The organism is Mammaliicoccus fleurettii (assembly GCF_003970575.1).
GTDB lineage: Bacteria > Bacillota > Bacilli > Staphylococcales > Staphylococcaceae > Mammaliicoccus > Mammaliicoccus fleurettii.
The window spans coordinates 35,408-60,446 of record NZ_RXWZ01000066.1; the positions used below are offsets into that span (position 1 = coordinate 35,408).

Annotated in this window: 22 protein-coding genes and 1 other RNA gene; 2 read left to right on the forward strand and 21 right to left on the reverse strand. The window is 31.7% G+C overall.

The window, feature by feature from the left end:
- Positions 1-41 precede the first annotated feature (41 nt).
- The 15 genes from greA to sal(C) all read right to left on the reverse strand — a co-directional run bounded on the left by greA (position 42) and on the right by sal(C) (position 16,454).
- Positions 42-518: a transcription elongation factor GreA gene (gene greA / locus CD129_RS05950; RefSeq protein ID WP_078356484.1), complete on the reverse strand. Its 477-nt coding sequence runs from the start codon at positions 516-518 to the stop codon at positions 42-44.
- Between the two features lie 29 nt (positions 519-547).
- Complete coding sequence (udk, locus tag CD129_RS05955) at positions 548-1,171, reverse strand: uridine kinase (RefSeq protein WP_078356483.1); 624 nt, start codon at positions 1,169-1,171, stop codon at positions 548-550.
- The gene (locus CD129_RS05960) at positions 1,171-2,439 is read right to left on the reverse strand and encodes a peptidase U32 family protein (protein ID WP_115337372.1); all 1,269 of its coding nucleotides are present in this window, start codon (positions 2,437-2,439) and stop codon (positions 1,171-1,173) included. The genes udk and CD129_RS05960 overlap by 1 nt, the downstream gene beginning before the upstream one ends.
- 23 nt (positions 2,440-2,462) lie before the next feature.
- Positions 2,463-3,386, reverse strand: a complete 924-nt coding sequence (locus tag CD129_RS05965) for a peptidase U32 family protein (RefSeq protein WP_107509073.1) — start codon at positions 3,384-3,386, stop codon at positions 2,463-2,465.
- On the reverse strand, positions 3,383-4,027 hold the full coding sequence (locus tag CD129_RS05970) for an O-methyltransferase (protein WP_107509072.1): 645 nt from the start codon (positions 4,025-4,027) through the stop codon (positions 3,383-3,385). Before CD129_RS05970 ends, CD129_RS05965 begins: the two co-directional genes overlap by 4 nt.
- 193 nt (positions 4,028-4,220) lie before the next feature.
- On the reverse strand, positions 4,221-5,336 hold the full coding sequence (mltG, locus tag CD129_RS05975; protein WP_078356479.1) for an endolytic transglycosylase MltG: 1,116 nt from the start codon (positions 5,334-5,336) through the stop codon (positions 4,221-4,223).
- A gap of 79 nt (positions 5,337-5,415) precedes the next feature.
- The gene (locus CD129_RS05980; RefSeq protein ID WP_107509071.1) at positions 5,416-5,721 is read right to left on the reverse strand and encodes a DUF1292 domain-containing protein; all 306 of its coding nucleotides are present in this window, start codon (positions 5,719-5,721) and stop codon (positions 5,416-5,418) included.
- An 18-nt stretch (positions 5,722-5,739) separates the two neighbouring features.
- Entirely contained in the window at positions 5,740-6,168 is a 429-nt protein-coding gene (gene ruvX / locus CD129_RS05985) for a Holliday junction resolvase RuvX (protein WP_078356477.1), read from the reverse strand.
- Positions 6,161-6,430: an IreB family regulatory phosphoprotein gene (locus CD129_RS05990; RefSeq protein ID WP_078356476.1), complete on the reverse strand. Its 270-nt coding sequence runs from the start codon at positions 6,428-6,430 to the stop codon at positions 6,161-6,163. Before CD129_RS05990 ends, ruvX begins: the two co-directional genes overlap by 8 nt.
- Positions 6,431-6,497: 67 nt before the next feature.
- Complete coding sequence (gene alaS, locus CD129_RS05995) at positions 6,498-9,128, reverse strand: alanine--tRNA ligase (RefSeq protein ID WP_115337371.1); 2,631 nt, start codon at positions 9,126-9,128, stop codon at positions 6,498-6,500.
- Between the two features lie 250 nt (positions 9,129-9,378).
- Positions 9,379-11,763 (reverse strand): SF1B family DNA helicase RecD2, encoded by a 2,385-nt coding sequence (gene recD2, locus CD129_RS06000; RefSeq protein ID WP_107509069.1) that lies wholly within the window; start codon positions 11,761-11,763, stop codon positions 9,379-9,381.
- A gap of 2 nt (positions 11,764-11,765) precedes the next feature.
- Positions 11,766-12,434, reverse strand: coding sequence for a tetratricopeptide repeat protein (locus CD129_RS06005; protein ID WP_115337370.1), 669 nt, complete (start codon positions 12,432-12,434; stop codon positions 11,766-11,768).
- Positions 12,435-12,518: 84 nt separating this feature from the next.
- Positions 12,519-13,628, reverse strand: a complete 1,110-nt coding sequence (gene mnmA / locus CD129_RS06010) for a tRNA 2-thiouridine(34) synthase MnmA (protein ID WP_078356472.1) — start codon at positions 13,626-13,628, stop codon at positions 12,519-12,521.
- Positions 13,621-14,769, reverse strand: a complete 1,149-nt coding sequence (locus tag CD129_RS06015; RefSeq protein WP_078356471.1) for a cysteine desulfurase family protein — start codon at positions 14,767-14,769, stop codon at positions 13,621-13,623. The genes mnmA and CD129_RS06015 overlap by 8 nt, the downstream gene beginning before the upstream one ends.
- 59 nt (positions 14,770-14,828) lie before the next feature.
- Positions 14,829-16,454, reverse strand: a complete 1,626-nt coding sequence (gene sal(C) / locus CD129_RS06020) for an ABC-F type ribosomal protection protein Sal(C) (protein ID WP_115337369.1) — start codon at positions 16,452-16,454, stop codon at positions 14,829-14,831.
- 317 nt (positions 16,455-16,771) lie between these two features.
- Here sal(C) and CD129_RS06025 point away from each other — a divergent pair, with 317 nt between their 5' ends.
- Positions 16,772-17,779 (forward strand): LLM class flavin-dependent oxidoreductase, encoded by a 1,008-nt coding sequence (locus tag CD129_RS06025; protein WP_115337368.1) that lies wholly within the window; start codon positions 16,772-16,774, stop codon positions 17,777-17,779.
- A gap of 56 nt (positions 17,780-17,835) precedes the next feature.
- Here the strand turns inward: CD129_RS06025 and CD129_RS06030 are convergent, their stop codons facing one another.
- A complete protein-coding gene (locus CD129_RS06030) occupies positions 17,836-18,570 on the reverse strand; it encodes a trypsin-like serine peptidase (protein WP_078356468.1) in 735 nt (244 codons plus the stop codon).
- Positions 18,571-18,827: 257 nt separating this feature from the next.
- Entirely contained in the window at positions 18,828-19,247 is a 420-nt protein-coding gene (gene cymR, locus CD129_RS06035; RefSeq protein WP_078356467.1) for a cysteine metabolism transcriptional regulator CymR, read from the reverse strand.
- A gap of 90 nt (positions 19,248-19,337) precedes the next feature.
- On the opposite strand from cymR, the gene CD129_RS06040 reads away from it, so the two are divergent.
- Positions 19,338-20,600, forward strand: coding sequence for a replication-associated recombination protein A (locus CD129_RS06040; RefSeq protein ID WP_078356466.1), 1,263 nt, complete (start codon positions 19,338-19,340; stop codon positions 20,598-20,600).
- Positions 20,601-20,641: 41 nt separating this feature from the next.
- On the opposite strand, the gene CD129_RS06045 is transcribed toward CD129_RS06040, so the two are convergent.
- The 4 genes from CD129_RS06045 to hisS form a co-directional block, all read right to left on the reverse strand.
- Positions 20,642-21,409, reverse strand: coding sequence for a tRNA threonylcarbamoyladenosine dehydratase (locus tag CD129_RS06045; protein WP_078356465.1), 768 nt, complete (start codon positions 21,407-21,409; stop codon positions 20,642-20,644).
- A gap of 55 nt (positions 21,410-21,464) precedes the next feature.
- A non-coding RNA gene (gene ssrS / locus CD129_RS06050) (6S RNA) lies at positions 21,465-21,657 on the reverse strand.
- A gap of 57 nt (positions 21,658-21,714) precedes the next feature.
- Entirely contained in the window at positions 21,715-23,487 is a 1,773-nt protein-coding gene (aspS, locus tag CD129_RS06055; RefSeq protein WP_115337367.1) for an aspartate--tRNA ligase, read from the reverse strand.
- A complete protein-coding gene (gene hisS / locus CD129_RS06060) occupies positions 23,487-24,752 on the reverse strand; it encodes a histidine--tRNA ligase (RefSeq protein ID WP_078356463.1) in 1,266 nt (421 codons plus the stop codon). Before hisS ends, aspS begins: the two co-directional genes overlap by 1 nt.
- Positions 24,753-25,039: the final 287 nt, after the last annotated feature.

Below are 25,039 nucleotides of genomic sequence, written 5' to 3' on the forward strand. Positions count from 1 at the left end.
TTAGACAAATTAATTGTCTAAGCCTCTAGCTATAATAAGTTCTAGTCTATTTTTACAATTTTAACTTTCATTTCATTGCCGTTTGGTAATGGAACGTTAACTTCGTCATTAATTTTTTTACCAATTAAAGCTTTAGCTATTGGAGATTCATTTGAAATTTTGCCTTCAAATGGGTCAGCTTCTGCAGAACCTACAATTTTATAACTTTCTTCATCATTACCTGGAATCTCAGTAAATGTTACAGTTCTACCAATTTGAATATCATTTTTTGAACCATTATCTTCAATAATTTGTGCATGACGAATCATGTTTTCGATTTTTTGAATTTCTTGTTCAATAAAACCTTGTTCATCTTTTGCAGCATCATACTCAGAGTTCTCAGATAAATCTCCGAAGCTACGCGCTACTTTTATTTTTTCAACGACTTCTGGTCGTTTAACTGTTTTTAATTCTTCTAACTCTTTTTCTAATTTGATATAGCCTTCCTGTGTCATAGGAAATTCTTTTTGTGTTTCCATTCTTCCATCTTCCTTTACTTTGTAATTATTTAAATATTTTTAACTAAGGATTGAATCTTTGTTGTCATGATATCAATAGCTACCTTATTACTACCACCTTCAGGGATGATGATATCCGCGTATTTCTTTGTTGGTTCTATAAACTGGATATGCATCGGTCTTACAACTGATAGGTATTGATCAATTACTGATTCCATAGTACGTCCTCTATCTTTAATATCTCTTGTTAGTCGGCGTAATATTCTCAAATCAGCATCAGTATCAACATAAATCTTAACATCCATTAAATCTCTTAAACCTTCGTTTTCTAAAGCAAATATACCTTCAAGTATTATAACATCTTTAGGTTCGAATCTAATCGTTTTATCACTTCGTGTATGATTTGAATAATCATACGTTGGCACTTCTATTGCATGTCCTTCTTTAAGGTTCTTTAAGTCATGCGTTAATCTTGCATTGTCGAAAGCAAATGGATGATCATAATTTGTCTTTAATCTATCGTCAAATGACATATGTGATTGATCTTTATAATAGTAATCTTGCGCAATTAATGCAACACTATATCCATCTAAGTTTTTCATAATTTCGGATGTTACAGAAGTTTTTCCTGAACCAGAACCCCCTGCAATACCTATAATTGTAGTCTTTCCCATCAAACGATTCCCTTTCTCATCATGTTATTTGGATAAATCGGGCTATCCACTTTTATTTGTACAACTTGTAGTGGATGTCTTGCCGCATCTAATTCTTCTCCATTTTCATCATAAATTTTATTTATGACTTGTGTGAAATTATCTATTTCAGGACCAAAAAACTCTATTTCTTGACCAGGTTTAAAATAATTTCTTTGTTGGATGGTAGCTATTTGTGATTCTGCGTCATAGTCTAACACTAATCCACAAAAATCAAAAGGTGTTTTTTTATTTGCTTCTTTTCCAAACATTTGTTCTTCAAATTGTGGAACACCTTCAAAGAATGCAGGAGCAGTATCTCTGTTCGCACATTTATCCAATTCAATTAACCATCTAGGATCAATTTTAAAGTTTTCAGGGTCTTCAGCGTAACGATCGATCACTTTTCGATATACTGATACGACTGTCGCAATGTAATGAATAGATTTCATACGACCTTCAATCTTTAATGAATCAATACCAATGTCCATCATTGTAGGGATAGATTCAATTAATTTCAAGTCTTTTGGACTCATTGCAAATGGTGTAATGTCTTTACCATCGAAATATGGCTCTAAATCGCCATCATTTTCTACTGAAATTAGATCATAATCCCATCTACAACTTTGGCAACATCCACCTCTGTTAGAGTCTCTTGCAGTCATATGATTACTTAATGTACATCTTCCAGAATAAGCAATACACATAGCTCCGTGAATAAAGGTTTCTATTTCTATATCAACTTTTTCTTTCATTTCTCGCATTTCTTCTGCACTTGTTTCACGCGCAAGTACTACTCTTTCAAGACCTTCTTCTTTCCAATACTGTACAGCACGGTAATTAGATAAAGATTGTTGTGTGCTCAAATGAATCTCTAGATTAGGTGCCACTCTTTTACATGTTTCTATAATAAGTGGATCAGCTACAATGATTCCATGTGCTCCAGTTTCATTTAAATTTTTTAAGTAGTCTTCTAGCCCTGGTATATTTTCATCATGAGCAAAGATATTAGTTGTGACATATATCTTTGCTCCATATTTAGCAGCAAATTCTACACCTTCTTTAATTTCATCCATAGTGAAATTATCGGCATTTGACCTTAATCCATATTCTTGACCACCTAAAAAGACTGCATCTGCTCCGTAATGGACAGCAATTTTCAGTTTTTCTAAATTGCCTGCTGGTGCTAGTAATTCTGGTTTCTTTATTTTGGTCTTACGACTAGCTCCAATAGGTTCTAAAACCTTCATTTTTATCATTCCTTTAATTTAACTTAATAAACAGTTTGTTTAAACATGAATCCTTGATCCATAGGACGATGATCTTTTTGAACTTCTTCAATTGGTTCGAGTAACATAAATTTTTCATCTTCATACAATTCAGGGTCTTCATTAAATAAATCAATGGCTTGTCTGTATTGTTCAGTCACAATATTAATATATTCTTCAGATTGAAGAACACCATCAATTTTAAAAGAGTCGATTTGAGCAGTTAACAAATCTTCTAAATCTTCTATTAAACAAATATCATTAGGACTCATAATATGTGTGCCATTACCATCTTCATAAATTGGATATTTATTACTTCTCTCTTCATCATATAAAAGCATATCTTTATTTTCATTTCTATTTTCAATTTTCATTACTTGATCTTGATACATAAAATAATTTCCAAGTAATTTTCTTTTTGATTGGAACATGCAAGTCATACCGTGGACTTGAACTTCAATTTCAACATTGCTTTTTTCTTTAATTTCTAATACTTCATCAATACTTAATTCACGAGCCAGAACAGCACGTGAAGAGCCTCTATCTCCCCAATAATTACATTGGAAGTGGTTCGTTACAATAGTTTCAGCACTCCAGTTTAATGGGATAGGATTTTCACGATGTTTCATTGACATAACAACGGCAGGATCGCCAAATATAATTCTATCTGCTTTCAATTCATGTAATAAGTCAATATAAGCTTCTAAGTCTTTTATGTGCTCATTATGAAAAATACCATTTACAGCAACGTATGCTTTTTTGCCATGTGCATGAATTAATTCTATAGCTTCTCGAAGTTCAGGTTCTTTAAACTCACCAGCAAGTCTTAAGCCGAATTTTTCTTCACCTATGACAAATGCATCAGCACCTAACTCTATTAGTTTCTCGATATGTTGGACCGATTTAGGTGTCACTAATAATTCTGTCATTTCGTATTCTCCTTTTTAGAAATAGCCATACCATCACCTATGTTTATCAATGTAGTATTAAAGTCAGAACGATTCATTAACCATTGATTATATTGTTGAACTTTCTTAACCATTTGTTTAACATTTCTATTTCTAACAATATCTATATCACTAACAAATCCATGATATAAAATATTATCAGTGATGATAATGCCATCATCATTAAGAAATGGTTCATATATTTCAAAGAATTTCTTTGACTGCGCTTTTGCAGCATCAATAAATATTAAATCAAACTTTTGATTATTAGGTAATAATTCGTATCCCACTGAAGCATCAGCAAACACAACTTGAACTTGTTCTTCAAAATCATATTGTTTAATATTTGTTAATGCTTGTTCATACATTTCTTCACTTCTCTCAATAGTCCAAACTTTAATATTAGGATGACATGAAGCAAAATGCATTGCGCTATAACCAATTGCTGTTCCTATTTCAAGAATATTACGTACATCTTTAATTCTAATCATTTGTTTAACAAATTCTGTTGATATTTTGTCCATTATTGGAACGTTATGCTCTGTAGCATATGCTCTTAGTTCATCTATATTTGATGAATCTTGAAAAAGCAATTGTTCGATATATTCTATATCTTTTTCCATGTTACAACTTCCTTACACTTGAATATAATAAAAAACCCAACTAGTGCTTTGACTAGTTAGTAATTTCAATCATACCATTAATATGTTTTCATAAACATTAGATATTTTACCATATTTCCAGATAAATAGTAAGTATAATTACAAAACAAGAACGCTTATAAATCTTACAATAGCGTTCTTGTTTTACATTTTACTATTTTTCTCTATTCTTTTCTTGTTCTTTTAATGTTTCCGCAAATAATATTTTACCACTTTTCGTGATTGTATAATAATAATATTCTGTATCAGGTGGGTTAATTGTAGAACTTGCAGTTTCATCTGACACGTTACTAATTGGTCCAACTGGAAAACCTTTGTATTCATAGGTATTATATTTAGAATTATTTTTGTAATCTGCATCAGTTAAAGTTTCATTTGGTTCTTTTTTTGTTGCATAACGTACCGTTTCGTCTGAATTTAATGCAATTTGTGGATTATTTTCTATTCTATTCAAGAGTAAAGAAACATACCTAGATTTATCTGTAATTTTTTTCATTTCTAACTCAACCATTGATGACAATGTCAAATACTCATGGAAAGTAATTTTCTTTTCTTCATAATTTGCACGATATTTAAAACCGCCGTTGTCATTGTAAACTTTATATGTGCTATTATAAGTCTCTTTGAGCATAGCTTTCGTTAATTCATCAATTGATACATCATTATTTGAAAATTGATACGTAGATGGCGCTAAATAGCCTTCTAATGGATAACGGATATCTTTATTTAGTACTTCATCAGTAAGCATTTTAGGATATTTTTTCTGTAATTCTTTAATATAATCTTGATCACGCATTTTCTTCAGAAAGTTTTCACGAGTAATTGAAGTATTCTCCTCTATTATACCTGCAATAAGTTCAATATTAGAACCTTCCCTAATTTCAAATTGAACCGCCGTTTTTTGAAATACCTTTCCAGATTCTAAACTTTTAGCTATTTCTTTAGGTGACATAGAAGGTGAAAATTTATATTCTCCAGCTTGAAAACTCGAAATATTATTTAATTTTAAATAATATTTGAAAATAGTAGCATTTCTTATGATTTTCTTGTCAGATAGTTGATGGCTCAACGATTCAATGTTTGTATTTGGGTTCACATTAACGATTATTTGTTCATTGCTATCCGCATTTACTGGTCTCACATTTACTCCTACAACTATTAACCCAACAATAGTTATTAATAAAAATAATAAAAAGAGGATACTGATTATAGTTAAACTAATATACTTCGATAATAATCTAGCATCTTTATATATACTATTTTTTCCCATATGTAACTCCTTATGTAAATTAAATACCCCTAATGATTATATCACATTAAGGGTAAAGTGTACTATTACATATTAATTTTTAAGCTTCATCCATTTCAGTATTAACGATTTCTTCAATCATGTCCCACTCTTCGTCAGTTTCAACAGGTAATAATTTACCGCCTTCACCGTCGTCATTAGCTTCATTAATCATAGGGATTAATTCGATTTCTTCTTCATCATCAGTGCCTTCTTCAGCTAAAATGATATATTCTTTCTTGAATTCAGGATGATAAAACTCTAAAACTTTACGATATAGAACTTCATTTTCATTTTCGTCGATTAAAGTTAATAATTCTTCCTCATTGTTGATTTCTAAGTGTTCTTCATGGTTATGTTCAGTCATTATTCATTCTCCTCATCTTTATTTAATAGAATCTAAATATCCTTGTAAAATAAATACAGCGGCCATTTTATCTATAACTTTTTTTCTTTTTTTACGGGAAACATCTGCTTCTAATAATGTGCGTTCTGCTCCGACTGTGCTCAGTCTTTCATCCCACATCACCATTTTTAATTCTGGTCTTTCTTGTTCAAGTAAGTCCTTAAAATGAATTGATGCCTCACCACGGGGGCCAATAGAGTTATTCATATTTTTAGGCAATCCAATAATGACAGTATCAACATCATATTGATCTATTATTTTAATTAATTCATCAATTCCAAACTCTTCTTTTTCTTCGTTAATACGGAGCGTATCAATTCCTTGAGCTGTCCAACCCATCGCATCACTAACAGCTACACCAATTGTTTTACTTCCTACGTCTAAACCTATTATCCTATTTTTAAGCATTGAGTTCATTTTCTTGCTTTAAATAATTCGATACTAATTCTTCCATAATATCATCTCTATCTAAGCGTCTAATTTGATTTCTTGCTTCGTTATGTCTAGGAATATAAGCTGGGTCGCCAGACAGTAAGTATCCAACTATTTGGTTAACTGGATTATATCCTCGTTCTTCTAAAGTGCGATAAACATTTTGTAGTACTGTTTTGACATCTTCATTCGGAAAATCATCATAGTTAAACTTCATTGTTTTATCAAAATTATTCATCTATTTTTACACTCCCTAACTCCATTAACTTAGTATTGATTATATCATATTCTATTAACACTTAAAATTATAGAGTTTTAATGTAGTTTTTAACAAACTGTAAAGCTTCTGTTACTTTTGATGGATCTGTTCCGCCCCCCTGAGCCATGTCAGGACGACCGCCACCTTTACCATTAGTTATTTGAGCAGCTTCTCTAATAATATCTCCAGCTTTAACTTTATCTGTTAAGTCTTTCGGTACTGAAGATACTAATGAAACTTTTTCACCATTAACACTTGCTAATAATAATACAGTATCTTGTATTCTTGATTTATAATCATCCATTATTGATCTTAACACCTTAGCATTTTCCGCTTCTACTTGTACAGATAATACTTTAATACCGTTAATTTCTTCTACACTATCTTCAATATTACCTGATTTTAATTCAGTAATTGTTTTATTTTTTTGTTGAAGCTCTTTATCTAAGTCTTTATTTTGTTGTTGTATTTGATCAATTTTTTCAATTGTTCTCGCTTGATCTTTAACTTTAACATGTTTCATTACATCTTTTAAAATTTCTTCTGTAGCTTTTAATGTTTCATAAGCTTTTTTACCAGTAACTGCTTCAATTCTTCTTACACCTGCACCAGTACCTGATTCTGAAAGAATTTTAAATAAACCAATTTCGCTAGTATTTCTAACATGTATACCACCACAAAGTTCGATTGAATAAGATGACATTTCAACAACTCTAACTACATCTCCATACTTTTCACCAAATAGAGCCATTGCACCTTTATCTTTAGCTTGCTCAATTGGCATTTCTTGAATTGAAACGGGAATATTTTCCCATATTTTTTCATTAACAATTTGTTCGATTGTTTCAAGCTCTTCTGCTGTTACTTGTCCAAAATGTGAGAAGTCAAAACGTAGCCTTTCACTTTCAACTAATGAACCAGCTTGATTTACATGTGAACCTAGCACTTCTTTTAATGCTGCATGCAATAAATGCGTTGCTGAATGGTTTTTAACGATTGATTTACGAGCTACCTTATTAACAACCGCTTCAACTGTTTTACCAATTTGCACTTGTCCAAATGTAATACGTCCAGCATGTAAGTTTTGACCATTTGGAGCTTTAATAACTTCTGTTACTTCAATTTCAAACTCGTCATGGCTAATAACACCTTTATCTGCTACTTGCCCACCAGAAACAGCATAGAATGGTGTTTCTTTTAAAATGAACTGGATATCTTCTCCACTTTCAGCATGATCGACTAATTGTCCGTTTAAAATAATATCAGTAATTTCTGATTGAATTTCAGATTGTTCATATCCAACAAACTTGCTTGGCGTCGTAATTTTACCTAAAACTTCATTTTGAACTTGCATGGATTGAGTTTTTTGACGTGCTGCTCTTGCTCTTTCACGTTGTTGACGCATTTCATCTTCAAATCCATCATTATCAATTGTGATACCTTCCTGAGCTGTAATTTCCTCAGTAAGTTCAATTGGGAAACCATAAGTGTCGTATAATTTAAATGCATCTGAACCTGAAAGTATATTATCTTTTTGTTTTGCTGAATTCATCATTGTATTTAGAATTGCTAATCCATCTTCTAGTGTTTCGTGGAAACGATCTTCTTCAGATTTAACAACTTTTTTAATGAAATCACTTTGTGCTTTTACATTTGGATAATAAGGTTCCATAATTTCTGCAACTATATCTACTAATTTATATAAAAATGGCTCATTAATATTAAGTGTTTGACTAAAACGTACTGCTCTTCTTAGTAATCTTCTTAATACATATCCTCTACCTTCATTTGCAGGTAAAGCACCATCTCCGATAGCAAAGCTTATTGTTCTAATGTGATCGGCTATAACTTTAAACGCAATATCTTGTTCTTTAGATTGTAAATATTTCACTCCACTAACTGCTTCAACTTGTTCAATAATTGGAATAAATAAATCTGTATCATAATTTGTTGGTACATCTTGTGCAATTGAAGTCATACGTTCTAGACCCATACCAGTATCAATATTTTGATTTGGTAATGGTGTATACGTATGGTCAGCATTATGATTGAATTCACTAAATACTAAGTTCCATACTTCAAGATAACGTTCGTTCTCTCCACCTGGATACATTTCTTCAGCTGGATCTTCCTTGCCGTATGTTTCGCCTCGGTCATAGAAAATTTCTGTATTTGGTCCAGATGGTCCTTCACCTATATCCCAGAAGTTACCTTCTATTCTTATAATTCTGCTTTCCTCTAAACCAATCACTTCATGCCATAAATCATATGCTTCAGTATCTTCTGGATGAATGGTTACATATAATTTTCCAGGATCCATAGCCATCCATTTATCACTTGTTAAGAATTCCCATGCATATTCGATAGCTTCTTTTTTGAAGTAATCGCCAATTGAAAAATTACCTAACATTTCAAAGAAAGTATGGTGTCTTGCTGTAAAACCAACATTCTCAATATCATTTGTTCTGATTGCTTTTTGTGCATTAACTATTTTTGGATTTTTGGGTACTTCTCTACCATCAAAATATTTTTTTAATGTAGCAACACCTGAGTTAATCCATAATAAAGTATCATCATCAATTGGCACTAAAGGTGCTGAAGGTTCTACCATATGTCCTTTTTCAACGAAAAAGTCTATATACATTTGTCTAATTTCACTTGCTTTTAAATTTTTCATTATATTCACTCCTCAAATAAAATAAAAAACGCCCATCCCTCGTAAAAGGGACGAACGTATCGCGGTACCACCCTAGTTATGACAAAATGTCATCACTTTAAGTTTATTCAATTTCTATAAAAGAAGTAGCGTTCAATATATATTGTCATGTTTCGCACCAACCAACATGTCTCTTGTAGCAATATATGATTTACTCGGCTTCTTTATTAGTATTCTATTAGATTATAAGCACTGCGTTTTTAGATGTCAATTATTTCATAAAATCATATGGTGTTTTATCTTTCATATTAATCATCGGATCAATTTCATACATAGTCTCTTCAGTTAAAATCAAATTTTTCATTTGTATAGGCTCGTTTGTATTTTCATTATCTTTGTCATCTTGAAAATACATTTTTAATTTAGTATCGAATGAAGTCATCCGACCATGCCCTAGTGTTTGTATACCTTGGTTAAATGCTTTCTCTTCACCACAAATAACTAATGATTGTTTAGCACGTGTAAGTCCTGTGTATAAAATGTTCTTCTGCAACATTCTAAAGTATTGTCTGACGATAGGCATAATAACAATTGGAAATTCAGAACCTTGTGATTTGTGTATAGAACAACAGTAAGCATGCGTTATTTCTGATAAATCTTGTTTAGTATAAGTAATTTCACTTCCTTCATAATCTACAATTACGACATCTTTACCAAGTGCGTTTTCTTCTGCTTTATACACACCGATGACAACACCTATATCACCATTAAACACATTGTCATCTGGACGATTTATAAGTTGTAGTACTTTATCATTTTCTCTATATTCAATATCACCATACTCTAAATACCTAGTCGATTCATCTTTAGGATTCAGTATATCCTGTAACAGCTCGTTTAATTTATTAATACCAGCTGGGCCACGATAAATTGGCGCTAACACTTGAATATCTTGCATATTATAGCCTTTGTTGACTGCACCTTGTACAACTTTTTCTACGACTGTTGCAATTTGATTACTGCTACATGGAATAAATGATCGATCATGATGTTTCTCATTAATTGAAACTGTCATACCATTTTTAATTTTATGAGCTAAATCAATAATTGAAGACCCTTCTTGTTGTCTATATACCTCAGTTAAATTAACTCTTGGTATTACTTCAGAATCAATCAAATCTTTAAATATTTGGCCAGGACCAACTGAAGGTAATTGATCTTCATCTCCAACGAAAATAATTTGAGCATAATCAGGTACTGCTCTTAAAAATTGATACATTAACCAAGTATCTACCATAGACATTTCATCCAATATAATTAAATGTGCATGTATATCATTATCTAGCACATCATCAGGCTGAGTATCTTTGCTCCACCCTATTAATCTGTGAATCGTCATAGCCTCTAAATCAGTTGATTCACTAAGCCTTTTAGCTGCACGTCCAGTTGGGGCAGCTAATACTATTGGAAAATCAGATCCTTCTTGATAATCGTCATAATTTAAACTAACACCGTGAATTTCAGAATATAATTCACATATTCCTCTTATAACGGTTGTTTTACCAGTACCAGGACCTCCAGTTAATAGCATCATTTTATTGTTAATTGCAGTTTCTAATGCTAATTTTTGTCCATCCGCATATGATACATCATTCATTTCTTCTATTTGCCCAATATGTAGTTGTAAATCACTTTTTTCAATGTCTTTCAATTCATCTTGATGTTGATATAGGCGATGTATAATTTGAACACTTTTAGCTTCCGAATAATATAAAGAAGGTAAAAAGCAGTTATTATCTTCGATTATAAGCTTTTTATCTTCATTCATTTCAATTATCACGCCATTTAATTGATCTTTATTTACCACTTCTGATTGATTATGATTTAACAGTTCGTATGCACCATTTATGAGAATATCTATCGGTAAATACGTATGACCATTTTGTAAGGACTGTTGATCTAAGAAATAGCTTAATCCAGCAATAAGTCGATCATGATGGTCTTTAGATATACCAACTTGTTCAGCAATTTGATCAGCTCTTTGGAAACCTATACCATTTATATCCATAACTAATCTATAAGGTGTTTGTTTAAGAACATTCAGTGTTTCTTCTTTATAGACTTGATATATAGACATTGCTAATTTAGGACCAAATCCAAGTTCATTAAGTTTAATCATAATGCGTTCTATAGCTTGATTTTCTCGTATAGATGCTGCAATCGTATCTCTTTTTTGTTTATTAAGCTTTGGTATTTCTTTCAATACATCTGGTTCATCAATAATTTTTTGAAGTGCATCTTCACCTAGTTTATCAACTATTGTTTCAGCAGTCTTTTTGCCTATACCTTTAAATAAATCACTAGATAAATAATGGATTACACCTTGTTTAGTTTGAGGTAGTTCTTTTTCAAAAGTTTCTGCTTGTAATTGCTTACCATATTTTGGATGGTTTGTAACTTTACCTTTAAAAAGATATGTTTCTCCTTCAACAATTTGAGGAAGATAACCAACAATTGTGACTTCTTGGTCAAAATCTTCATTTGAGTCCATCACATCTACTTTTATAACGGTATAGTAGTTATCACTATTTTGAAATAAGATTCGAATAACTTCACCTTTTACATGTGAAAGATCAAATAAAGATAAGTTTTCCAATGTTAGTCCACCTCTTCTTGTAATTGTTCAAACATATTTATCGCATGACCACTTAGTAAATGATCTGGCTGAATGTTGACTGCTTTTCTAAAATAAATCAATGCTTCTTCTGGATCTTTATTTTTCATATACTTAGCTAATCCTAAATTGTATAATGCATCAACATGATTAGGGTCTTTTTCAAGTACATTTTCTAATTGTGAAATTGCTTCTTCAAACATTTCCAATTGGCAAAGTGTTAAACCATATTGAAAACCTATTTCTACATCATCAGAATTCAATTCATTTGCTCTCATAACGTAAGGCAATGCTTCAGTATGCGCACCTAACTCATTAAAACACATACCTAACATAAAGTTAGTATCAGAGTCATTTAACCCTTTTTGTATAGCAAATTGATATAGTTTAATCGCTTCGTCAAACCTTTGTTGATTGTAATATAAATTTGCAAGACTATAATATGCTCCACCGTGCTCTTCATTTACTGTTATTGCCTTTTGGAAGAACTTCTCTGCCTTTTCAAGTTCATCCGCTTCTGACAAAATAGTACCTGCATTAATATAATTTGTTACTTCATTTGGATTCTCTTCAATATTTTCAAATAAAAATTTGAGTGCTTGATCAAATTTTTTATTTTCTATTAATTTTACGATTTCATTTTCACTATGCATGATTTAACTCCTTTAAATATCATTAATTGTAATTATAACAAAAATAAATAGAGGTGCATCAGAAAAGATAGCACCTCTATGAATTTATACCATATAATCTAATTGTTTTTCAGTTTTGTAAACTTCATCAATAGTTGCGCCACCTAGACAAACTTCGCCATCATAAAGTACAACTGCTTGGCCGGGCGTGATTGCACGGACAGGTTGATCAAATGTCACTTTAATTTGATTGTCAGAAATTTTTTCAACTGTAACGTCTGTATCTTTTTGTCTATATCTAAATTTAGCTGAGCATTTCACAGGTTGTGAGAAATCTATGTCATTAACAAATGATATATCAGATGCAATTAAGTAATTACTATATAAAGCATCATGATGAAAACCTTGTTCTACATATAGAATATTTTCTTTTAAGTTTTTGCCAACTACAAACCAAGGATCACCGTCTCCGCCAATACCGAGTCCATGTCTTTGTCCAATAGTGTAATACATTAAACCTGTATGTTCACCCATATCAACACCATCTAAAGTTTGCATTTTACCATTTTGTGCAGGTAAATATTGAGATAGAAATGTTTTAAAGTTTTTTTCACCTATAAAACAAATACCAGTTGAATCTTTTTTCTTAGCAGTTGCTAAATTTTGTTCTTCTGCTATTCTTCTTACTTCACTTTTTTCTAATTCGCCAATTGGAAACATTACTTTAGATAATTGTTCTTCAGTAAGTTGATTTAAGAAATACGTTTGATCTTTATTATTATCTACTCCACGCAACATTTCTACTTTATCACCTTCACGATTTACTCGTGCATAGTGTCCTGTCGCTACGTAGTCAGCACCTAATTTCAAAGCATGATTTAAAAATGCTTTGAATTTAATTTCTTTATTACACATAACATCCGGATTAGGCGTTCTTCCTTTTTTATATTCATCTAAGAAATACGTGAATACTTTATCCCAATATTCTTGTTCAAAGTTCACCGCATAATATGGTATATCTAATTGGTTACAAACTTCTATTACATCGTTATAATCTTCAGTTGCTGTACATACACCATTTTCATCTGTATCGTCCCAGTTTTTCATAAATATTCCTACAACATCATAACCTTGTTCTTTCAATATATGTGCTGTTACAGAACTATCTACGCCCCCGCTCATTCCTACGACTACACGGGTAGATTGATTATTCATTTTCTTCCTCCTTAAATTGATTATATATTTTCATAATTGCATTTACGATATAGTTAATTTCTTCTTCTGTTGTTAATGAGCTAAAGCTAAATCTAACTGATTGCTTCACTCTTTCGTCCTCACCATACATAGCCTCTAATACATGTGAAGGTAAAGTTGATCCCGCTGTACAAGCTGAACCACTTGAAACGTATATATTAGACATGTCTAATAAAGTAAGCATCGTTTCAACTTCGATAAATGGAAAGTACAAATTCGTAATATGACCTGTTGTTTCAACCATGCTACCATTTAATTCAAATGGTATTGCTCGTTGCTGTAAGCCGACTATTAATTTTTCTTTTAAGTTCATTAAGTGAATATTATTCTCATCCATATGTTCATATGCATCCGTTAAAGCTGTAGCCATTCCACAAATATATGGAACATTTTCAGTACCAGCTCTTCTCTTAAGTTCTTGTTCTCCACCATGAATAAAGGTATCTAGCTGTAATCCTTTTTTTACTAATAGTGCGCCGATTCCTTTAGGACCACCAAATTTGTGTGCCGTAACACTTAACAAATCTATAGGCATTTCATCAAATTCAATTGGCATATGACCTATTGCTTGAACTGCATCAACATGAAAGGTAATATGACGCTCTTCCAAAATTTCAGCTATTTCATATAACGGTTGTACAGTACCAACCTCGTTGTTTACTAACATAATAGAAACTAATGTCGTTTCAGAAGTAATCGTTTGTTTTAATTCTTCTAAATCTATACTTCCTTCAGCATTCACATTTATATATGAAACATCAAAGCCATCACGTTCAAGTTCTTCAAAAACATGTAATACAGAATGATGCTCTATTCTACTCGTTATAATATGGTTGCCCAAATGTTTTCTTTTTTTCGCGATTCCTTTAATTGCTGTATTATTAGACTCTGTTGCACCGCTTGTAAAGATAACTTCATTTGGAGTAGCACCTAATATCGATGCAATTTCTCTTCTAGCTTGATCTAAATACTTCCTTCCATCTCTTCCAATAGAATGAATTGACGATGGATTGCCATAGTGTTCAGATAGTATTTCTGTTATTTTCTCTGTAACAATCGGTTTAACTGGAGTAGTTGCTGCATAATCTGCATATACTTTCATGTTGAACGTCCTTTCTTAGTTTTCAATGTACCTATTCTAGCACCAATTTAAGAAAATGACTAGAACTCTGTTTCTCTATTTCTTTCGTCGGTATATTGCTCTAATTCATTTAATTGATTTTTAATAGAATCAGCATTTAATGGATTCTCAATTTTAAGATTTTCATGTACCAAATCTAGATTCTTTATTGTCCAAATTTGATCTTTAAGCTTTTCTTTAAAATATTTATCATGTGAAATGATAAGTGTTGATCCTTGAAAAGATTGAATTAATTGTATGATTTTTTCTTGCATTTCAATATCAAAATAGTTAGTTGGCTCATCTAATATGAGTATATGTGGATTTGAAAAATACAATTTAACAAACTGTATTCTACATTTTTCACCCATTGATAAATTGGCAACAACATCATTAATTCTATTTTCATTAAAATAAAAATTCGCTAAAATTGTTCTTGATTCCGCTTCTTTCATTTCTTGAATAGACATTATTTCTTCTAACACAGTATTTTTCATATTTAAGTTATTAAAATCTTGTGAAAAATAACCTATTTCTAATTCAGGATGTACGATTACTTCTCCCTCATCAGGTGTCAGTTGACCTAGTATCAACTTGATCAAAGTAGATTTACCTGAGCCATTTTGACCTTCAATGATAACATTTTGATTTCGCTTAATATGAAAAGAGACATCATTAAAAATAGGCTTTTCATTATATGAAAATGTCACATTTTCAAATTTAACTAAATAATGAGATTTGAAGGCGTGATGTTGCATTGAAAATGTTTTTCCTTCCTCTTCAGGATCTGATAAATTGGTTTGTTCAAGTTTTTTATTCATTTGATATTCTTTCGATTTAAACTTTTTCGCAAGCTTGCTAAGTTGTTTTTGTTGATAAGGATTTCTTACTGAAGCTTTTTGTGAAGCTTTTTGATACCATTCTTTATATTTTTTAATTGTTTCTTCAATTGCTCGTTGCTCTTTTTCTTGTTTTTCGTATTGTTGCTTAATCGTTTTATATTCTAAATCTTTTTGTTGCTTGTAATTGTCATACTGACCTGAGTATTTTGTTGCACCACTACTACTCAGTTCCAAAATTGCGTCTGGTGTTTCATTTAAAAAAGTCTTATCGTGAGAAACAAATAATATTGCACGTTTTTCTTGTTTAAATGCATTAGTTAACCACACTTTCATTTCTTCATCCATATGGTTAGTTGGTTCATCAATTAATAATAATCGTGCTTTATCTAATTTAACTTTCAAAAACGAAACTTTTGTTTGCTCACCACCACTTAAAGTAGAAATTAATTGATCAAAGTGCCTTTCTGTTAATCCTAACTTTTTACCTTCAATTGTAATGTTTTGCTCAATTTCGTAACCGTCTAATTCAATATATCTATTTATATTATCCAAATCACTTAGATTTTCTCTTATCGATGATAATTGTGGATAAGTTAACATAATATACTCCATGACATTTAAAGTTCCATATTTAGTTAAATCTTGTTCCATCATTGCTGTTTCAATATTTTCTTTATGATGGATTTTATTTAAAAGTGTAGATTTTCCGATACCATTTATGCCGACTATTGCCAAATGTTCATTTTCTTCAATAATAAATGTTAGTGAAGGTATGAGCAGTCTATTGTCAATCTCTAAAGACTTTTTTGCAAATAAAAATAGCATAATGTTGCCTCCTTATTCCATGCATTACACAGTAAGACACACCATTACACTATTTTAAAATATAATGGTAGCATCAAAATGTAGACATATTTATCCAATCATCATTGTGTAACACAATGGTATTTTTACGTTTTAACATGACGTCGTAAAAATTATTGGATATCCATGCCTATTATTGATGCCACCTCTCTTTAAATTTGGGTTTATTATAACTATAACTATGAAAATAGTCAACTTTTGTTGAGCAGTTAAATAGTGCAACAAGATTACGCTTGATATACTTGCCAATATACAATTAAGTAAGGAGAGTCATATAAATGAAATCTAATTTCCCAGTCTCTGCATTGAACCTTGTCCCATTAAGAAAGGGAGAAACAGAGCAAGACGCTATTAAAAACATGGTCACATTAGCACAAAATGTAGAGAAGTTAGGCTATGAAAGATACTGGATTGCTGAGCATCATAATGCACCTAACCTTGTAAGTTCAGCTACAGCTTTACTCATTCAACATACTTTAGAACATACTGATACAATACAAGTTGGTTCAGGTGGAATAATGCTACCAAATCATGCACCACTCGTTGTAGCAGAACAATTTGGCACAATGGCAACGATGTTTCCTGAAAGATTAAATTTAGGATTAGGACGAGCACCTGGTACTGATATGATGACAGCCTCAGCATTGAGACGTGACTCACATAAAGGTGTTTATACTTTTGGAGATGACATTAAACAATTACTACAATATTTTGGTCCAGAAGAAAATCAATCTTATGTTAGATCTTATCCAGGTGTAGATACAAACATACCCATTTATGTACTAGGATCTTCAACTGACTCTGCTCATTTAGCAGCGCGTTTAGGATTACCTTACGTTTTCGCAGCTCACTTTGCGCCAGAGCAAATGTCACAAGCTATAGAAATATATAGAGATTTATTTGAACCAACAGATTATTTAGACAAACCTTATGTAACAATTTGTTTAAATGTTATTATAGGAGAAACAGATGAAGAAGCAACATTCCTTTCATCAACAATGCATTTAATGTTTTTAGGAATTGTTAGAAATTCACGTTTACCTTTACAACCACCAACAGACCAATTAGAAAATATATGGTCACCACAAGAACAATACATGTCACAATCTAAGACAAACACTTCGTTTATTGGTAGTGAAGAAACAGTTAAACAACAATTTTTAGACTTCCAAGAAAAATATAACGTAGATGAAATAATGGCAGTTAGTTATATTTATGATTTAGATAAACAATATAAATCATTTGAATCATTCAAAAATATCGTTGATGATGTATATGGAGAATAATTAAGAGTAGACAAATTAAAAGAGTCCGGGGCCACAAAGCCCTGGACTCTTTTAATTTATTTCAAGTTACTATTTATGAATTCCTGAATACTACTATTAAATAATACACCACTATTATGACTATCTGGAACGCCACCATAATGTAGTCCAATTACTTGATTATGAGCATTAAATATTGGAGATCCTGAGTTACCACCATATGTACTTAAGTCATATGTTAAGTCACTACCTGAAGCAGACAATACATTACCTTTACTTTCCCATAATGTTGCGATTGGTTTATCTCCAGGATAACCTGTTACTGTAATGTCATCGCCTTTTTGAACAGTTGATGTGTTAGCTAATGTGGCTGGTTGTACCGCATCACCTATAGATTGTCCTTCACTATTTTTACCAACTGTTACGACAGCTAAATCTTCTCCACCTGGTGCTGTTTTATAATCAGTTGCTGTAAATGTTCCAGCTGGGTAATTTCCATTTCCATTTGCTGCTGGAGAAAATTTTAATACTGAAGCATCTCCATTTGTAGCATTTACAACGTGCTTATTTGTCAATACAGTATTTTTACCGATTACAACTCCAGAGGCTATCGATGTTCCACCAATTTCAGTAAAAGCAATTGATTGATAATGTGCTGATGTTGTATTAGTTATTTGTTCACGATCATTTTTAGGTAATATGACTCTTGATGAAGGATCATCTGTTTTGGCATTTGCTTCTAAAGGTAATCCTACAAAACTTAATAATAAAACTGCAACTACGGTTAATATGTAAGCTTTAATATTTTTCATATAATCTCCCCTTTTTTGTAGTGTACAACTATCTTAATATGAATATTAAATCAAAGGAGAAAATTACACTACTTAACCAAATTTCATGCCTAACTGTCATTACAATTCTTTTTAAAGTACAGTTAGGCATGAAATTAAAACAGTTAGGAATTTTTTCCATAAAAAAAGTAGAAATTCAAAGGAAACTGAATTTCTACTTTTTTATATCCCTTTCTGGTATTATTCTGCATACTGTACCAGATTTAATTGTTAAATGATTATATATAGAACATATACCCTTCTAATTCATCTTGATTTGTATAGTTTGCTAAATATTCTAAAGTTGTATTGTCTAATACTTCTTTAACAGCATCACGAATACGAATCCACAATTGTTGTTGTGCTGGTGGTTCATCTTCTATACCTTCAACTGGTGTAATTGGTCCTTCTAACAATCTAATCACATCACCAGCTGTTATATCTGATGGTGCTTTTTGTAATTGATAGCCCCCTTTGGCACCTCTTACACTTTTAATAAGACCAGCATTACGTAATGGTCCTACTAATTGTTCTAAATATAAATCACTTAAATCATTTTCTTCTGCGATAGACTTTAACGATGTACATCCTTGACCGTAACGCTTAGTCAACGATATCATAAGTGTTAAGCCATATCGGCCTTTAGTTGATATTTTCATGTACTACACCTCTTATTTTCTTTAAAAAATATTGTTAACTTATTTTATCATTTTTTATACAATTTGAGTAATTAGAAAGGTTGATCACAAATGAAAAACGAACCATTAGCATATAGAATGCGTCCTAAAACGATCGACGATGTTATAAGTCAAGAGCATTTAGTAGGTCCTAAAGCCATTATTAGAAGAATGGTCACTACTAAAAGATTAACTTCTATGATTTTTTATGGACCTCCAGGTATTGGTAAAACAAGTATTGCTCAAGCTATAGCTGGCAGTACTCAATATAAATTCAGACAACTAAACGCCGTTACTAATACGAAAAAAGATATGCAATTAGTAGTTGAAGAAGCGAAAATGTCTGGTCAAGTCATCCTTTTATTAGATGAAATTCACAGACTTGATAAGGCGAAACAAGATTTTCTCTTACCTCATTTAGAGTCTGGCAAAATCGTTCTTATTGGGGCAACAACATCAAATCCCTATCACGCCATAAATCCAGCAATAAGAAGTAGAACGCAAATCTTTGAACTTTTCCCATTAGAAGAATCTGATATTGTGATTGCTTTAAATAGAGCTTTGGAAGATGCAGAAAACGGTTTGGCAACATATGCACCCGAAGTAGATGATGATGCTATTCAGTATTTTGCAAAAGCTAGTTATGGGGATGTTAGAAGTGCTTTAAATGCATTAGAACTAGCTGTATTAAGTGCTGAAATACTCGATGAAAAGCGTCATGTTACAATTGAAGATGCTCAAGTGTGCATTCAAAAAAATGCTTTTCAACATGATAAGGATGGCGACCAACATTATGACGTTATGAGTGCATTCCAAAAATCAATAAGAGGTAGCGATGTTGATGCTGCTTTACATTATTTAGCTAGACTAATTGAAGCAGGCGATTTACCTACCATTGCAAGACGTTTACTTGTTATTAGTTATGAAGATATTGGCTTAGCTTCACCAGGTGCAGCTGCAAGAACGTTATCTGCTATTGAGGCAAGTGAACGTCTAGGCTTTCCAGAAGCACGTATACCACTTAGTCAAGCTGTAATCGAATTATGTTTATCTCCTAAATCTAACTCAGCGATTGTATCTATAGACGAAGCTTTATCTGATATTAGAAATGGCAAAGCTGGTTTAGTTCCTAAACATTTAAAAGATGGACATTATCAAGGCGCTAAAGAATTAGGAAATGCCATTGGATATAAATATCCACATAACTATGAAAATAGTTATGTGGAACAACAATATTTACCTGACACCCTAAAAAACAAGCAATATTATCATCCTAAACTAACATCCAAATCTGAACAAAAATTTGCTGAAATATATAAAAACTTAAAAAAATGAGGCTGGATATGTCCAGTCTCATTTTTATTTCAAAGTCTTTATTATTTATCTTTGACTCTTTTTACTGGTATATCTTTTAATATATTATTAACGACATAACTCGCACAAATTAAACCTACAACACTAGGTACAAACGCATTTGATGATGGAGGCATTTGAGCTTTTCTCACTTTTGCATTTTTATCTCCAACAACTTCTTTAACATCTTCACGAATCATAATTGGACTTTCATCACTAAAGACTACATTAATTCCTTTATGAATTCCCATCTTTCTTAATTTAAGACGTATAATTTTCGCCATTGGATCAGTATGTGTTTTAGAGATATCTGCGATTTCAAATTTAGTTGGATCTGTCTTATTAGCAGCACCCATACTTGAAATAACGTCTATACCTCTTTCTAAACATTCTTTCATTAAGTGAACTTTATACATAATAGTATCACTCGCATCTACAAAATAATCAATATCATACTCATTGAATAACGCTTCATATGTTTCTTCTGTATAAAACATGTGAAGTGACGTTACTTTACAGTCAGGATTGATTAATTTGATACGCTCTTCCATTAAATCAACTTTAGATTGGCCAATTGTAGTTGTTAAAGCGTGTAATTGTCTATTTACATTTGTTATGTCTACATCATCTTTGTCTATTAATATTATATGTCCGATATTTGTTCTAGCTAATGCTTCGGCTGCAAATGATCCTACGCCGCCAACACCAAGTACAACAACTGTTTTACTTTTCAGTAGGTCTAAACCTTCTTTTCCTACAGCTAATTCATTTCTTGAAAATTGATGTTTCATAGTTTAATTAACTCCTTTACACAAAAATACGCAAGACATAAAGTCTTGCGTACCGATAGAATCCAATTGTGCCGTAATATTAAGTGCTCGATCATTTTGGCCTGCTATATACAGGTGGGTGCCCTGTTTCTTATTTTGCATGTCCTCCTTACGAGGCGTATGCGCTATTAAGAAAACCAATTAAGCTCCCTTGATCAAAAGTGTTAGGTCAAAATATAAAAAGCTTATTACGAACACTTCAGATGACTACCTTATAAATTTATTTTATCATAACTCTTCTAAATAACAAGTATTTAAACTTTTAATTATTTTTCATCTAAATCAAGTTGCAAATGTAATTCATGTAACTGACTATCAGATACTTTACTTGGTGCATCTGTTAATAAACATGAAGCACTTGCAGTCTTAGGAAATGCAATTGTATCTCTTAAGTTTGTTCTGCCTGATAAAAGCATTACTAGTCTATCAAGACCCAATGCGATACCACCGTGTGGAGGCGCACCATATTTAAATGCTTCAATTAAGAATCCAAATTGTTCTTGAGCTTGTTCTTCAGTAAATCCAAGCGCTTTAAACATTTTTTCTTGAAGTTCAGATTTATGAATTCTAATAGAACCTCCACCTAATTCAAAACCATTAAGAACAATGTCATAAGCATTAGCTTCAACATTAGTTGGGTCTGTTTCCAACATTTCTTCATGCTCTTTTTTAGGAGCTGTAAACGGATGATGAGCAGCTACATAACGATTTGAATCTTCGTCATATTCAAATAATGGCCAATCTGTTACCCATAAGAAATTATATTTGTTAGGATCGATTAATCCACGTTCTTTACCAAGTTTGTTTCTTAATTGTGCTAAACTTGCTGCAACAACATCTTTCTTATCTGCTACAAATAATACTAAATCTCCAGCATTTGCTTGTGTATTACTTAATAATTCAGCAGCATGTTCTTCGCTAAAGAATTTACTAATAGGTCCATTTAATCCTTCGTCTGTTACTTTCAGCCATGCTAATCCTTTTGCTCCGTAAATATTTGCGAAAGCTTGTAATTGATCAATATCTTTTCTTGAATAATCATTTGCTGCACCTTCTACAACAATTGCTTTAACTTCTCCACCATTTTCAACAGTAGATTTAAATACTTTAAAGTCCATTTTGGCTGCAAGTTCAGATAAATTTATTAATTCCATACCAAATCTTGTGTCTGGTTTATCAATTCCGTATCTATCTATCGCTTCAGCATAAGTCATACGTGGGAATGGAGTAGTAATATCAATACCTTTGACATCTTTCATAATACGTTTCATTAAACCTTCATTCATTTTGATAACATCTTCTTGATCTACGAAACTCATTTCAATATCAATTTGAGTAAATTCAGGTTGTCTATCTGCTCTTAAATCTTCATCTCTAAAACATTTAACAATTTGATAGTATTTATCAAATCCACCAATCATTAATAACTGTTTAAATATTTGAGGTGATTGAGGTAAAGCATAAAATTCACCATCGTGAACTCTTGAAGGTACAAGATAGTCTCTAGCCCCTTCAGGTGTTGATTTTGTTAATACAGGTGTTTCAACTTCATAAAATTCACCTTCATCTAAATAATTTCTGACTGAACGTGTAATTTGATGTCTCATTTTGAACGTTTGAGCTAAACTTTCTCTTCTTAAATCTATATAACGATATTTCAAACGTACGTTTTCATCAATATCATTCATATCTGTAATAGAAAATGGTGGTGTTTCTGACTCATTTAAAATAATGATATCAGATACTTGTACTTCTACTTTACCCGTTTTGATTTTGTCATTAACTGACTTTTCATCTCTTTTAGTTACTAGTCCTTTTACTTGAATAACGTATTCAGAACGAACCTTTTCAGCAACATTCAACGCTTCTTGAGAGAAATCAGGATTAAAGACAATTTGTACGACACCTTCACGGTCACGTAAATCAATAAAAATTAATCCACCTAAGTCACGTCTTTTTTGAACCCATCCATTTAAAGTAACTGTTTGTCCAATATATTCTTCCGTAATTTTTCCAGAGTATGTTGTTCTCTTATCCATTATGATTCCACCTTTAAATAATTCTCTAATTCTGATAATGACACAAGTGTCTTCTCACCTGTCTCCATATTTTTCACTTCAATTTCTTCTTTTTCTAATTCATTGTCACCAATAACTATTGTATTTCTAGCATTCAATCTATCTGCTTGTTTCATTTGGCCTTTTAACTTTCTGCCAAGATAATCTTTATCACAACTTATACCAGCAATTCTTAGTTTGTTGATTAGTTGAACTGAGAATTGATCAGCTTTTTCACCCATAGTCGCAATGAATAAATCAATCGTATCTTCTTGTTCTATTTCAATTCCTTCTGCTTCAAGTGCAAGCAATAATCTTTCAATACTCAATGCAAATCCTATACCTGTCTCTTTTGGACCGTCTAGTAATTCTAATAAGCCATTATATCTGCCACCACCACATAACGTAGTAATTGCCCCAAATCCTTCAGCATTACTCATTACTTCAAAAGCAGTGTGTGTATAATAATCTAATCCTCTAACAAGATTCGTGTCAATTTCATAGTCAATACCTATTTCATCTAATAAGTATTTAACATCATCAAAGTATTGTTTAGAATAATCATTTAAGTATTCTGTAATTTTCGGTGCATTTTTAACCGCTTCTTTATCTCTATCAACCTTACAATCAAGGATACGCATTGGATTAGTGTATAATCTACTTTGACAATCACTACAGAAAGTATCAATCACTGGCTCAAAGTGAGCTTGTAATGCTTTCGTATAATCTGCTCTCGATTCAGCATCACCAATACTATTTATAACGAGTTTCAAATCTTTTAATCCAAATGATTTATAAATGTGAACAAGCATAGATATGATTTCAACATCTATTGACGGATTTTCTGAACCAATTGCTTCTACACCAAATTGAACAAATTGGCGATAACGTCCTTTTTGTTTTCTTTCGTATCGGAACATTGGACCATTATAATATAATTTTACTGGTTGATTAGGTTCGCCTTGCATTTTATTTTCAATGTAACTTCTAACGACACCTGCAGTGCCTTCAGGTCTTAATGTAATACTTCTATCACCTTTATCTTTAAAAGTGTACATTTCTTTTTGTACTACATCAGTTGAATCACCTACACCTCTACTAAATAACTCAGTACTCTCAAAGATAGGCGTTCTAATTTCTTTATAATTATATAATCTCATTAATTCGTGCAATTTATTTTCAATGTATTGCCATTTATAAGTATCTTTTGGTAATAAATCTTGTGTTCCACGTGGTATATTTATCATAAAAAGTCCTCCTTTAAAATATAAAAAGTCCCTTGTATGTATTTACATACAAGGGACGAATTCTCCGTGTTGCCACCCTAATTAGTATTCAATTAGTTTGAATACTCACTTAACAACATGTTAACGGGTGTTAACCGATCTTACTTTCATAAGATTCCCTCTTCTTGTGTTCAAAAGTACACTCGGTATCCTTATAACTCTCAGCAACTGTTATAATCTCTGTCCTCTACCTGAATTGTATACTATTCAAGAATATACGGTATATAAGATATTTAATAATTTATATT

Coding starts and splice junctions, on each gene's coding strand:
- greA (WP_078356484.1), bottom strand. CDS start 518: ATGGAAACACAAAAAGAATTTCCTATGACACAGGAAGGCTATATCAAA.
- udk (WP_078356483.1), bottom strand. CDS start 1,171: ATGGGAAAGACTACAATTATAGGTATTGCAGGGGGTTCTGGTTCAGGA.
- CD129_RS05960 (WP_115337372.1), bottom strand. CDS start 2,439: ATGAAGGTTTTAGAACCTATTGGAGCTAGTCGTAAGACCAAAATAAAG.
- CD129_RS05965 (WP_107509073.1), bottom strand. CDS start 3,386: ATGACAGAATTATTAGTGACACCTAAATCGGTCCAACATATCGAGAAA.
- CD129_RS05970 (WP_107509072.1), bottom strand. CDS start 4,027: ATGGAAAAAGATATAGAATATATCGAACAATTGCTTTTTCAAGATTCA.
- mltG (WP_078356479.1), bottom strand. CDS start 5,336: ATGGGAAAAAATAGTATATATAAAGATGCTAGATTATTATCGAAGTAT.
- CD129_RS05980 (WP_107509071.1), bottom strand. CDS start 5,721: ATGACTGAACATAACCATGAAGAACACTTAGAAATCAACAATGAGGAA.
- ruvX (WP_078356477.1), bottom strand. CDS start 6,168: ATGCTTAAAAATAGGATAATAGGTTTAGACGTAGGAAGTAAAACAATT.
- CD129_RS05990 (WP_078356476.1), bottom strand. CDS start 6,430: ATGAATAATTTTGATAAAACAATGAAGTTTAACTATGATGATTTTCCG.
- alaS (WP_115337371.1), bottom strand. CDS start 9,128: ATGAAAAATTTAAAAGCAAGTGAAATTAGACAAATGTATATAGACTTT.
- CD129_RS06005 (WP_115337370.1), bottom strand. CDS start 12,434: ATGCATAGTGAAAATGAAATCGTAAAATTAATAGAAAATAAAAAATTT.
- mnmA (WP_078356472.1), bottom strand. CDS start 13,628: ATGAATAATCAATCTACCCGTGTAGTCGTAGGAATGAGCGGGGGCGTA.
- CD129_RS06015 (WP_078356471.1), bottom strand. CDS start 14,769: ATGAAAGTATATGCAGATTATGCAGCAACTACTCCAGTTAAACCGATT.
- CD129_RS06025 (WP_115337368.1), top strand. CDS start 16,772: ATGAAATCTAATTTCCCAGTCTCTGCATTGAACCTTGTCCCATTAAGA.
- CD129_RS06030 (WP_078356468.1), bottom strand. CDS start 18,570: ATGAAAAATATTAAAGCTTACATATTAACCGTAGTTGCAGTTTTATTA.
- cymR (WP_078356467.1), bottom strand. CDS start 19,247: ATGAAAATATCAACTAAAGGCCGATATGGCTTAACACTTATGATATCG.
- CD129_RS06040 (WP_078356466.1), top strand. CDS start 19,338: ATGAAAAACGAACCATTAGCATATAGAATGCGTCCTAAAACGATCGAC.
- CD129_RS06045 (WP_078356465.1), bottom strand. CDS start 21,409: ATGAAACATCAATTTTCAAGAAATGAATTAGCTGTAGGAAAAGAAGGT.
- aspS (WP_115337367.1), bottom strand. CDS start 23,487: ATGGATAAGAGAACAACATACTCTGGAAAAATTACGGAAGAATATATT.
- hisS (WP_078356463.1), bottom strand. CDS start 24,752: ATGATAAATATACCACGTGGAACACAAGATTTATTACCAAAAGATACT.